The following is a 12,198-nucleotide window of genomic DNA, read 5'->3' as shown; positions in this document are numbered from 1 at the left end:
ATGATCTCAATTATTACTGTAAATTATAATGGAATTGTTGATACGAGGAATTTACTGAATTCTTTATGTATCAATATTGTAGATATTGAGTATGAAATGGTTGTTGTGGATAATGGCTCTAAAGAAAATGAAGCTGAATTATTGCAGCAGGAGTTTTTTCAGATTAAAGCTATTAGAAGTGATGTAAATTTGGGATTTTCAGGGGGGAATAATCTTGGGGTTAAATATTCCAAAGGAGATTATTTGTTGTTTTTAAATAATGATCTCATTATTACTTCTGATTTTATAACTCCATTGTTGGATATTTTTTCTCAAAAAGAGAAGGTTGGAATAGTGTCTCCTCAAATATTGAATATGGATGGCTCTTTATGTTATGGTGGTTGTGAGCCTATTGGACGTTTTTTATTGAGAATACATTATTTGAATGGAGATCCTAAAAATGGACTTCAAACTTTACAAGAAGTTTCTTTAGCTCATGGAGCTGCGTTAATGATAAAAAGAGATATTTTGAATAGTGTCGGTGGTTGGCCTGATATATATTTTTTGTATTCAGAAGAAGTCGATTTGTCAATATGCATAAAAAATTTGGGATATTCTATTTGGTATGAACCAAATTCGTTTGTATATCATTTAGGTAGCCAAAGTACGGGAAAGGGATCTCCTTTAGTTTGTTATTATAATACAAGAAACCGTTTGTTGCTGTATAAGAGGAATTTAAAAGGTGTAGTACAAACGATGTCTATATTATATCAAGTCTTATTAAATGTGTACCATCTTTTTCTATTATTGATTTCTCGTAAAACTGTTTTGGCGAAAGCTGTTTTTTGTGGTACAAAAGATTTTTTTCAAGGGAAATTCTTCAAAAAAGTTTAATTGTTTATGTACGAAGTTCCAATACTATTTCTAATATTCAATAGACCAGATACAACGAAAATTATATTTGATCGGATTCGGGAGATTCGTCCTTCCAGATTATATATAGCTGCTGATGCTCCTAGGAAATCGAAACCGAAAGAAGTTGAGATGTGTCTTGAAACTCGATCTATTGTTCATCAGGTTGATTGGCCTTGTGAAGTTAAGACACTCTTTAGAATAGAGAATTTAGGATGTAAGAGAGCTGTATCGGAAGCTATTAGTTGGTTCTTTGAACAAGAAGAATATGGTGTGATTTTAGAGGATGATTGTTTACCGGATTTATCTTTTTTCCCTTTTTGTGAAGAACTACTGATAAAATATAAAGATGATTCTCGCATTGGACATATAGGGGGGAATTGTTATTATCCGAATACTGTTAATGCTGATTTGAGTTACGATTTTTGTTGGGTAACACATATTTGGGGATGGGCTACGTGGCGTCGGGTATGGAAAAATGTAGATTTGAGTACTTCCTTATGGAATAAAGAGCTGTATTCGAATGCTTCTCTTTATTGTAATATGTGGGAGAAAATATATTTTACATCGTTTTTATCAGATGCCATAGCAAAACGTAATGGATTAAATCCTTGGGGGGTGTTTTACTATTTTACACTTAGATTGCAGCACCAGTTATCGATATATCCATCAGTTAATTTAGTAACCAATATCGGCCTGAATGATCCGAATGCCACTCATACGAAAAAGCATACAGATAAATTTTATAGGTCTTATGAATCAATTAGTTTTCCCCTAAAACATCCTCGGCATATATTTGCGAATAAGCTGATAGATAGCGCAGAGGTAAAAAAGCATTTCTTTTCGTATAAACGGATATTGCGCTATCTCTTGAAAGATTATTGATATATTCTTTGTATTAATATCGTGAACCTAACAAAAAATAGATGGAATCTGTATTGAAGGAATTAAGGCTTTTATTGCAGAAAATATTAGACCGAACAGTTTTTCTATTCAACAAAAAGTCTGTTATCATAGGAAATCTGCCATATAGTTGGTGTAAAATACCTGTTCCTAACAATTGTCCCAAACAAAGCCAAACCCATCCTTCCATTTTGTATATCAAACAAGGTTGGAATGGCGCAACTCATTGGCTGGGAGTAACTCCTTATCCTGAGGCTCAGGTGGAGTATGAAAATCCTTGCATTTATTGTGCGATGGGGGATAATGGAAGGTCTCCAGTAAATTTTACTCCCATAAAAAAGAATCCTATTTTGGATTGGCCGGGAGGTTCACGCTTTAACTCGGATATCGAACTGTTCTATGACAATAATACTTTGTATTCTATCATTCGGGAATATGATGATAAGTCGCTTCAAAAAATATTGAAAGTACAATCTTCCTCTGATGGGCAGCAATGGAGTGAAGCCCGTCCTTTTTTTGAAACGGATAATCCTGAACAGGAATTATTATCCCCTTCGATATTGAGGTACAAAAATAAACTGAGGATTTATTGTTTAAATGGGAATGCAGGAATTACTAAAAAAGGAATATGTACAGGAATTGACATCTTAGAAGGAGACGATTTGGAAAATCCCGTTTTTGAGGAAGTAAAAGGTGGTTCTTTTTTGAATAAAGCTCAGGTTAAAATAGAACCTTGGCATTGTTGTTTGTTCGAATATGAACAAAAACTGTATATGTTGTTTTGCGGCCGCGATCACAAACAAAAGTCGTTCCGTTCGCCGATGGAAACATATCTGGCGGTGTCGGAGGATTATCATAATTTTCAGATATATGAAAAACCGATTATATCCCACATCAAAACGTACCGGCCATCAGCTTATATTTGTGGCGATTCACTACATTTGTATTTTTCTGTTGTTGGGTATATCGATAATTTCGTGGAGGATAGAAGGATTGGATATACTTGTTTAAATATGAAAAAGTTGTTGCAATTGTTATCTGAATGAAAGTAGTAATAATAAATACATCAGAACGTAGAGGTGGAGCGGCAGTTGCTGCGGGACGGTTAGCTAAAGCTTTATTTCGTAACGGAGTATCTGTAAATATGCTTGTGCGGGAAAAGCAATCGGCTGACAGTAATGTTGTTTCTGTTAATACGAATGCAATTATTCGGTTTGCCAACTTATTCCGTTTTTATTGGGAACGGCTTGTTATCTTTTTATTTAATCATCTGAATAGGAAAGATTTATTTTGTGTTTCCATCGCTAATGTAGGTAAAGATATATCCAGACATCCATTAGTGAATAATGCTGATATCATTCATTTACATTGGGTTAATCAAGGATTTCTTTCGATGCAGGATATTAGAAAATTGGTAGAATCAGGGAAACCGATTGTCTGGACTATGCATGATATGTGGCCTTGTACCGGTATTTGTCATCATGCTCGGGAATGTGAGAAATATCAAGAGAAATGTAGTTCTTGTTTTTTTCTTCATTCAAAAAGTGGTCAAGATCTTTCAACTTATGTTTTTAAGAAGAAGGAGCAAATATATAATAAAGCAGATATATCTTTTGTTGGTTGTAGTAATTGGTTGGCTAATCGTGCGAGACAAAGTAGATTACTTCATGGTAAATCAATATTGTCTATTCCTAATACGTTGGATATGACTATTTTCCATCGTCAAGATCGTGGAAAAGCCCGACAAGAGTTAGGACTTCCTGAAGACAAGCAATTACTGTTGTTTGGTGCTTTGAACGTTACAGATGAACGCAAGGGTGTTTTCTATTTGATTGAAGCATTGAAAAAAAACCGACACCAGGGAAATATAGAATTAGTTGTTTTCGGACAAATAAAGGAAGATATTCGAGATATATTACCAGTCCCGGTTCATCCCATGGGATATTTGACCGAAGAAAAGAAAATAGCTTTATTGTATAATGCTGTTGATTTGTTTGTTACATCTTCGTTGGAAGAGAATTTGCCTAATACGATTATGGAATCGATGGCATGTGGAACTCCATGTGTTGGTTTTAATATAGGTGGCATCCCTGAAATGATAGATCATTTGCAAAATGGTTATGTTGCAGAATATAAGGATGTGGAAGATTTATCTCGGGGAATAAAATGGATTTTGGATAATGAAAGGTATGATGAATTATCTGAATTGTGCATAAAAAAAACTCAATCTGCATATTCAGAAGAAGTCATTGCTCATAAATATATATCCTTGTATAAGGAAGTTTTGAAAGAATCTTTATAAAAATCAAATTGGAAGCATATTTTTATTTCGGAGGAGAGCTGCCGGGGAAGAGAGCTTATCATTCTTGTATTTGCTTGGCAGAGGGATTGACTGATTTGGGAGTAGCATGCTACTCAGACTTTGCCAATTACCTGCCGGGCATTGGCAAAGATTTCCTTATGAAATATGATGACCATCATCATATCCAGGATGCCGATATTATAATTATTCATTATACTTTGTATGAAAGGGATGTGCGTGCAGATGAGACTCTGATTCGGTTGAACAGACTGCCTAGAAAATATATTACAGTATTTTTGGATGATAGTGATGGTTTGCGAACTCCCGGCTTTAGAAAGGGGGCACAGAATTGCGACTATGTATTGAAGTCCCATTATAACAGGTTGTATGAATATCCGGATAATTTTCGTCCTTGGCAGTTTGGCGTTTCCAATCGCATATTGAATGCTGTTTCTCCATTGCCGTATTCTGAACGTATTCCTCAGATATTGGTTAATTTCAGGGCGAAACATCAATTAAGAGATTATATGGGAGAATTGATCCGGCCTGTGTTTTCAAAATACATGAATTGGAATGCAGAGTGTGATACATTTACTTCTGACACTTTAGAAGGTGATGATCTTTTATTTTGGGAACAGACTGGTGCCAGGCATTATCCGGAATATTATAAGAAACTTTCATCGAGTATGGTCTGTGCCTGCTATGGGGGTGTTTTTGCTATACCCATTGGTAACTATAATAAGTATACCGCAAAAATTGCTCGTGTGGTAAACAATGTTTTCCATATTTATGAATGGGATCGGGTTCGTCAGTGGGATTCCTGGAGATTGTGGGAAGCTTGGGCTGCTGCAAGTTGTGTTATTCATATTGATTTGGACAAATATGGATGTATTTTGCCTGTAATGCCTGAGAATGGCAAACATTATATTGGTGTAGATATCAAGAATATAGATAAATTAGAGTCTCTTTTGGCTATGGACTCAAAAAGGTCAGGAGAATCATCTCTGTTAGGAGATATTGCTGCGAATGGACGGGAATTCGTATTAGAGAATTATACTCCACGAAAGGTGGCAGAGCGGTTGCTTAATTTAATCGAATTTTAGTGGCGTTAGATTATGAATAAAGATTTTAAAACAATATGTTGTTACCTGATTCTGAAAATCAATATATAGAGTTCAAGCAATCATTTAATGCTGCTACTATAGAGACCTTGGTCGCCTTTGCTAATAGTAAGGGTGGCACTGTATATGTCGGAATGGAAGATAATGGAGATGTAAAAGGTGTTCTTCTAGGAAAAGAAAGTATAGCACAAATTGTTAATGAAATAAAGTTTAAAACAATACCTTCATTAATTCCGGATGTCGAGGTGATTGAGTTTTCTGGGCGTACAATATTGTTATTATCCGTTCAGGAATATCCGGTAAAACCGGTATCGACACAAGGACGTTATTATAAACGGGTTGGAAATTCCAATCATCAGTTGTCTATTGCCGAAGTTGTTGATATGCATCTGTTGTCAATGAATTCCAGTTGGGATTACTATTTGGATGCTTCGCATTCGGTGGAGGATATTTCATTGGATAAGGTTATGGCTGCAATTGAAAAAATGAAATTGACAGGGAAAATGGTTGATGATGATCCGTTAACGTTCCTGATGAAATATGATTTAATACGAGATGGTAAATTGAGTAATGCTGCTTATTTATTGTTTAAGAAAGATAATTCTGTGATAACGACTATTGAGTTGGGATATTTTCAGGATGAAATTGTTATTAAAGATTCGGATCGGAGTAAAGAGGATATTTTGACACAGGTAGACCGGGTAATGGATTTTGTCCGTAAACATATAAATAAAGAGGTTATTATCACAGGAAAACCACAAAGTATTCATCGGTGGCAGTATCCATTGGAAGCTATCCGAGAAATTGTGATGAATATGATTATTCATCGGGATTATCGTTCGGCTTCGGATTCTATCGTTAAGATTTATCCTGATAAAATTGAATTTTATAATCCGGGAAGATTACCGGATAATATAACTGTTGAGGATTTATGGGCAAATACATATAAATCGACTCCGAGAAATAAGTTGATTGCTGATTTCTGTAAAGATTTGGGGATTGTAGAGAAATATGGTTCAGGCATACGTCGTATATTGGATTATTTCAGAAAGGAAAAGCAAAAAGAACCGGTCTTTGGAAATATATCTGATGGTTTTATGGTGACGGTGTTTGCTGATAAATTGGAAGACGTAACCTTGCAAGCTGGCGGAGAAACCTTGCAAGCTGGCGGAGAAACCTTGCAAGCTGGCGGAGAAACCTTGCAAGCTGGTGAAATCGTAAAAAAGAGGATGAATAAAAATGATTTAATGGCATTGATAGAGTACCATTCTTCTGACCGTTATTTGACAATAGATCAGTTAGCAGCCTTGGTTAACAGGAATGCTGCTTATTTGAAAAATGAGTTGATTCCGGTTATGTTGGAAACTGGACGTTTGGTCAGGCTATATCCAGATAAACCAAATCATCCGAATCAAGCATATAAAAAATGCGAAGTAAATATGAAGTAGACATGCAACAACCCGTATTTTCAATTATCACAATAACATACAATGCTTCCCGTTGGGTAGAATCAACAATTCTGAATGTGTTGAGCCAGTCGTATCCGAATATCGAATATATCGTTATTGACGGTGGATCGACAGATGGGACTGTCGATATCATTAAGCAATATGCTTCCGGTATATCTTACTGGGTCAGTGAACCGGATAAAGGTATTTATGATGCAATGAATAAGGGGCTTGAAAAAGCGACCGGCGATTATGTTTGGTTTATTAATGCCGGTGATTCATTGTACACATCCGATACGGTGCAGTCTGTTGCTTCGTTAGCGCAGAAAAAGAGAACATTGCCGGATATTATTTATGGGGAAACAAATATTGTTGATGAAGATGGTAAATCATTGGGAAGCCGAAGATTGAAGGCTCCTAAAAAACTTACATGGAAAAGTTTCAGGATGGGGATGTTAGTTTGTCACCAATCATTTATAACAAAACGTACTATTGCTCCGTTATATGATTTAAAATATCGTTATTCTGCTGATTTCGATTGGTGTATTCGCAGTATGAAAAGTGCACGTAGAATATACAATACACGAATGAATCTTGCTAACTTTCTGGATGGTGGTGTAAGTACAACCCAACGGAAAGCTTCTTTAAAAGAGAGGTACGATATTATGTGTCAGTATTATGGAGTAGTGTCGACATCGTTATTCCATATATGGTTTGCTATACGTTTTTATGCAGCCAAGTGGTTTAAAGGAAGAGTATAAATAATATATATATAGATTACATATATGCATAGTATGGTAAAAAATGCGGGTAAGCATATCGCTGCCTTGATCTTATTTTTAGGATTAGTAATGGTTTATTTTTCTCCGGCTGTATTTGATGGCAAGGTTATCATGCAGGGAGATAATATAAAAGCAACAGGTATGGGGGCAAGTCAGGTTGATAAATACGCAAAGACGGCCGAGCCCGGAGAATTTAGTGTTTGGTCTGATGCGATGTTTTCAGGTATGCCTTATGGTCCGGGATATGGGAATCCTGCCCCCCAACTACCTTCTTATAGTATTGTTGATGGATGGTTGAAGACTCCAGGATATACACATGCTGCAATGGTTTTTGTGGGTCTGGTTTGTTTTTATCTCTTGATGTGTATAATGGGGGTAAACTGGTGGCTGGCAATAGCTGGGGCTATTGCTTTTGCTTTCGCTTCTTACAATATTATCATAATTGAAGCTGGTCATATAGTGAAAGCTTATGTTATAGGATATATGCCTGTTACATTGGCAGGTATGTTTTTGTTGTTTAAACGGAAATGGTTGTGGGGAGCAGTTTTATTTTTATTGGGTGTAGCCTTCTCTTTGTCTAACGGACATATTCAGATAACATATTATTTAGTACTGCTTTGTTTATTCATCTATCTGGGATATGCTATAAAGATGTTTAAGCAAAAGGCGTATGGTGAATGGCTGAAATGTTCATTGATTATGGCTGGCTGCGTTGTTTTGGCTGTGTTGCCGAATGCTCAACATATGTACTCAAACTGGGATTTGGGTCAGCACTCTATTCGCGGAGCTTCTGAATTAACACCCAAGGCAGATGAAACAGGAAAAGTAGAGAAAGCTTCTACCGGACTGGATAAAGATTATGCTTTCCAATGGAGTTATGGTTGGAAAGAGTTGCTTACGGTTATGGTGCCTGACGTATATGGAGGCGGATCGGGAGGAACATTGGATAGCTCTTCTGAATTATATAAAGAACTCAAAAAGAATGGAGCGCAGGTAGGAAAAGAAATACAGACTTATACTTATTGGGGAGATAAGCCGTTTACATCCGGCCCGGTTTATTTTGGAGCATTGGTTTGTTTCTTGTTTGTTCTGGGGATGTTTGTGATTCGTAATCCGATGAAATGGTGGTTATTGGGTGGCTCTGTCTTTTTGACATTTCTGGCTTTAGGTAGGAACTTTGATGCGTTTAATGATATCATGTTCCATTATTTGCCACTATACAATAAGTTCCGCACAGTGGAGATGGCTCTGGTAATACCCGGACTTGTATTCCCGCTTGTCGCAATCTGGGGATTGAAAGAAATCTTTGCGGAGAAGATTGAGGAAGCACGTTTGAAAAAGAGCTTCCTTTGGTCTTTGGGGATAACCGGTGGACTCTGTTTAATACTGTGGCTGATGCCGTCATTGTTATTGAATTTCCATTCAGCCTATGATGCTCAATTCCAGAATCAGGTTCCGGAATGGTATTATACTGCGTTATTGATGGACCGTGCTTCATTGGCTTCTGCTGATGCTCTACGTTCTTTGATCTTTATTCTTTTAGGTGCCGGATTGCTTGTGTGGTACTGGAAATCGAAGAATAAGCAGGCGACAGCTATGTTTGTAAGTGCAGTTATTGCTCTGTTAATCCTGGTTGATCTGTGGACTGTGGATCGTCGTTATTTGGATGATAACAATTATGTGAAAGAAACGGCACAGGAATCTTATAAAGAAAGTGTTGCAGATAAAGAGATATTCAAAGATACGGACGAGTCATTCCGTGTATTCGGTCTGAATAATCCCTGGCAGGATACAAATGTCTCTTATTTCCACCATTCTATTGGAGGGTATCATGCTGTTAAATTGCGTAGATATCAGGAGTTGATCGATCATCGTTTGGATGGTGAGTACAGGAATATTATAGGAGCTTTGCAGAAAGCGCAATCGGTAGAAGATATCATGTCGGTTTTGGCCGCATCACCTTCGCTGAATATGTTGAATATGCGTTATATTATCTATAATCCGGATCAGGCTCCGATCCGTAATCCGTATGCCTTTGGTAATGCTTGGTTTGTAAATAAGGTGGAGATTGTAGATAATGCAGATGCGGAGATAGAGGCTTTAAATGTGATCAATCCGTTGGAAACAGCGGTTGTAGATAAACGCTTTGCTAAAGATTTGGAAGGTTTTACTCCTCTTCAGGATTCTACGGCAACGATCGTACTTGAGAAATACCGTCCTAATCGTTTGACTTATAAGACTAAAGCTGATTCTGAGCAATTGGCTGTTTTTTCAGAGATATACTATCAACCGGGTTGGAAAGCTACGATTGATGGAAAAGAAGCCCCTCATTTCCGTGCAGACTGGATATTACGCGGAATGTTGGTACCGGCGGGAGAACATACAATTGTTTTCGAATTCCGTCCTGAAGTTTATGTAACGGCAGCTTATGTATCGTCTTATAGCTCTTTCCTGATTTTATTGCTGTTAATAGCAGCAGTAGGCTGGTCTGGATGGAAGTACTGGCAGCAGAGTCGTAATACTACAGATATAAAAGATAAATGATAACTTACTCGGTCATAATTCCCGTATATAACCGTCCCGTTGAAGTTCGCGAATTGTTGGACAGCCTGTTGTTGCAGACATTCAAGGATTTTGAAGTATTGATCATAGAGGATGGCTCTGCCGTTCGATGTGATGAAGTAACCAAGGAGTATGTCGATCGGTTGAATGTACGTTATTTTTTTAAACCCAACTCAGGAAGAAGCCTAACCCGTAACTATGGGATGGAGCGTGCAGAAGGGAAATATCTGGTCTTTTTCGACTCGGATTGTATTATTCCGGAAGATTATTTCCAGAAAGTGACGGACTATTTGAAAGAAACAAATGCCGATTGCTTTGGAGGGCCTGACAGGGCACATTCCTCTTTTTCTTTGATGCAGAAAGCAATCAGTTATTCGATGACCTCTTTCCTAACTACTGGTGGGATACGTGGTAGTAAAAAAGGATTGGAGAAGTTCGTTCCGAGAACATTTAATATGGGATTTTCCCGGGAAGCTTATCTCAAAGTTGGCGGATTTAAGGATATGTTCGGAGAGGATATTGATTTGAGCACCCGTATCCGCAAAGCCGGATTCACTGTAGAGTTGTTCCCGGAAGCCTATGTCTATCATAAGCGCCGGGTGAGTCTGAAATCTTTCTACAAACAGGTCTATGTGTTTGGTATGGCTCGTGTGGATTTATATCTGATGCATCCGGACTCATTGAAACCTGTACATCTGCTCCCTGCTGTTTTTGTCCTGGGAGTTTTGTTTCTGCTGATCTCCTCATTTATTTGTCCTTGGGCATTGTTACCTTTAGGTATATATATTCTGGCATTATTTCTGGAATCTTTGTGGGTAAATAAGAATCTGTCTATCGCGTTGCTGTCTATTATAACCAGTTTTATCCAGTTGGGGGGATATGGAAATGGATTTATCTATGCCTTTGTTCGTAAGGTGATTTTGAAACAAAAGGTCGATGTTGAAGCAGAACTGAAGAAACATTACAAGAAGAAAGCCTGAGAGAAGCTTAATAAATCAGAATAATGGGCCTGGTAGAGTGTTTTAGATATCTCTCCCGGGCCATATTTATTTCCAATAAAAACACCTGTAATTCCCGCATTCTTTGCAAAGAGCATATCGCTAATGCTATCACCTGCCATAAAACTGGTAGAGAAGTCTATGTCCGGAAAGTCCTGTTTAGCTTGAAGAGCCATGCCGATATTCGGTTTCCGGCTTTTATGGGAATTGCTGGTTGCGGTACAAGCATATACTTTGTCTATTCTTCCTCCGTGAAGTGTCACGGTGGCCAACATAGAGGCATGTATCTCTTCCAATGCCTCCATACTCATAACCCCTTTACCGACCCCCCGCTGATTAGTGACGATCACAATATGATCGAACAAGGGGGAAAGGAGTTCGAGGGCTTCCAAAGCTCCGTCAAGAAAGATGAACTCGTCCGGTGATTTGACATAATCATGCGGACGTTGTTTGTTGATAACCCCGTCGCGATCCAGGAATAACGTGCTATATGGCTTTGTATTTTTCATCTTTAAAGTCTGTTTGGGCACGTTCGTAATCTTTGGGGATACCGATGTCTATAAAGTAACCTTCCGATATATAGCCGGAAAGGGTAGAGGTATGAACAGCCGTTTCAAAGAAGTCTTTCTCCAGTGAGAACTTCACCGGGAAGTTATCCAGTTCGTGACGGTTGATCAGGTATACGCCTCCGTTGATAAGACCTGATTCGCAATATCGCTTTTCATTGAAGCGCAGGATGCGACTTGTTGGCCGTTCTATATCGACAACTCCGTATCTGTCGAACTTCTCCATTCCCTTCAGGGCGATGGTAACCGCCAGTTTTGTTGCCTTATGTAAGCTCAACATCTCCGCATAACGGACGCCGAAGAATGTATCGCCGTTTAAGACAAATACCTCATTGGTTCTGGCCTTCGATAAAGCCAGTTTGACGGCACCGCCTGTACCCAGCGGAGTCTCTTCCGTGACAGTCGATATATCTATGGGGAATGCATTCGCCCTGATCCATTCCTCTATAATTTCATGCTTGTATCCCAGCGCAAGGATGATATGGTTGAAACCTGCTTCAGTCAGCGAGGTAATCAGATAATACAGGAAAGGATGTCCGGCTACCGGCGCCATACATTTAGGGACGTCCGATACTACGCTTTGTAGCCGTGTCCCCATTCCTCCCGCCAATATGATACACTCCAT

General features: G+C 38.2%; 11 protein-coding genes. 9 read left to right on the top strand and 2 right to left on the bottom strand.

Annotation, left to right across the window (positions count from 1 at the left end):
• Genes QZ076_RS00300 through QZ076_RS00260 form a run of 9 tightly spaced genes read left to right on the top strand, consistent with a single transcriptional unit; the run spans window position 1 to window position 10,989 of the window.
• The gene (locus tag QZ076_RS00300; RefSeq protein WP_293709235.1) at window positions 1-873 is read left to right on the top strand and encodes a glycosyltransferase family 2 protein; all 873 of its coding nucleotides are present in this window, start codon (window positions 1-3) and stop codon (window positions 871-873) included.
• Window positions 874-879: 6 nt separating this feature from the next.
• Window positions 880-1,776, top strand: a complete 897-nt coding sequence (locus QZ076_RS00295) for a hypothetical protein (protein WP_293709234.1) — start codon at window positions 880-882, stop codon at window positions 1,774-1,776.
• Between the two features lie 41 nt (window positions 1,777-1,817).
• Window positions 1,818-2,840, top strand: a complete 1,023-nt coding sequence (locus QZ076_RS00290) for a hypothetical protein (protein WP_293709232.1) — start codon at window positions 1,818-1,820, stop codon at window positions 2,838-2,840.
• Window positions 2,837-4,096 (top strand): glycosyltransferase family 4 protein, encoded by a 1,260-nt coding sequence (locus QZ076_RS00285; RefSeq protein WP_293709231.1) that lies wholly within the window; start codon window positions 2,837-2,839, stop codon window positions 4,094-4,096. The genes QZ076_RS00290 and QZ076_RS00285 overlap by 4 nt, the downstream gene beginning before the upstream one ends.
• An 8-nt stretch (window positions 4,097-4,104) precedes the next feature.
• Window positions 4,105-5,199, top strand: coding sequence for a glycosyltransferase (locus QZ076_RS00280; RefSeq protein ID WP_293709230.1), 1,095 nt, complete (start codon window positions 4,105-4,107; stop codon window positions 5,197-5,199).
• Window positions 5,200-5,234: 35 nt separating this feature from the next.
• Entirely contained in the window at window positions 5,235-6,665 is a 1,431-nt protein-coding gene (locus QZ076_RS00275) for an RNA-binding domain-containing protein (RefSeq protein ID WP_293709228.1), read from the top strand.
• A gap of 2 nt (window positions 6,666-6,667) precedes the next feature.
• The gene (locus QZ076_RS00270) at window positions 6,668-7,426 is read left to right on the top strand and encodes a glycosyltransferase family 2 protein (RefSeq protein ID WP_293709467.1); all 759 of its coding nucleotides are present in this window, start codon (window positions 6,668-6,670) and stop codon (window positions 7,424-7,426) included.
• 24 nt (window positions 7,427-7,450) lie between these two features.
• Entirely contained in the window at window positions 7,451-9,991 is a 2,541-nt protein-coding gene (locus tag QZ076_RS00265) for a YfhO family protein (RefSeq protein ID WP_293709226.1), read from the top strand.
• Window positions 9,988-10,989: a glycosyltransferase gene (locus QZ076_RS00260; protein WP_293709224.1), complete on the top strand. Its 1,002-nt coding sequence runs from the start codon at window positions 9,988-9,990 to the stop codon at window positions 10,987-10,989. The genes QZ076_RS00265 and QZ076_RS00260 overlap by 4 nt, the downstream gene beginning before the upstream one ends.
• Here QZ076_RS00260 and QZ076_RS00255 read toward each other — a convergent pair.
• Window positions 10,971-11,516, bottom strand: coding sequence for an HAD family hydrolase (locus QZ076_RS00255; RefSeq protein WP_293709222.1), 546 nt, complete (start codon window positions 11,514-11,516; stop codon window positions 10,971-10,973). The genes QZ076_RS00260 and QZ076_RS00255 overlap by 19 nt on opposite strands.
• A complete protein-coding gene (locus tag QZ076_RS00250) occupies window positions 11,494-12,198 on the bottom strand; it encodes a nucleotidyltransferase family protein (protein WP_293709220.1) in 705 nt (234 codons plus the stop codon). The genes QZ076_RS00255 and QZ076_RS00250 overlap by 23 nt, the downstream gene beginning before the upstream one ends.

Source organism: uncultured Parabacteroides sp. (assembly GCF_905196875.1).
Taxonomy (GTDB): Bacteria; Bacteroidota; Bacteroidia; order Bacteroidales; family Tannerellaceae; genus Parabacteroides.
This window is presented reverse-complemented; position numbering and strand designations above follow the sequence as displayed.

Bases quoted from the DNA above. Each gene is read 5' to 3' on its own strand.
- QZ076_RS00300 (WP_293709235.1), top strand. From the start codon at position 1: ATGATCTCAATTATTACTGTAAATTATAATGGAATTGTTGATACGAGG.
- QZ076_RS00295 (WP_293709234.1), top strand. From the start codon at position 880: ATGTACGAAGTTCCAATACTATTTCTAATATTCAATAGACCAGATACA.
- QZ076_RS00290 (WP_293709232.1), top strand. From the start codon at position 1,818: ATGGAATCTGTATTGAAGGAATTAAGGCTTTTATTGCAGAAAATATTA.
- QZ076_RS00285 (WP_293709231.1), top strand. From the start codon at position 2,837: ATGAAAGTAGTAATAATAAATACATCAGAACGTAGAGGTGGAGCGGCA.
- QZ076_RS00275 (WP_293709228.1), top strand. From the start codon at position 5,235: ATGTTGTTACCTGATTCTGAAAATCAATATATAGAGTTCAAGCAATCA.
- QZ076_RS00270 (WP_293709467.1), top strand. From the start codon at position 6,668: ATGCAACAACCCGTATTTTCAATTATCACAATAACATACAATGCTTCC.
- QZ076_RS00265 (WP_293709226.1), top strand. From the start codon at position 7,451: ATGCATAGTATGGTAAAAAATGCGGGTAAGCATATCGCTGCCTTGATC.
- QZ076_RS00260 (WP_293709224.1), top strand. From the start codon at position 9,988: ATGATAACTTACTCGGTCATAATTCCCGTATATAACCGTCCCGTTGAA.
- QZ076_RS00255 (WP_293709222.1), bottom strand. From the start codon at position 11,516: ATGAAAAATACAAAGCCATATAGCACGTTATTCCTGGATCGCGACGGG.
- QZ076_RS00250 (WP_293709220.1), bottom strand. From the start codon at position 12,198: ATGGAGTGTATCATATTGGCGGGAGGAATGGGGACACGGCTACAAAGC.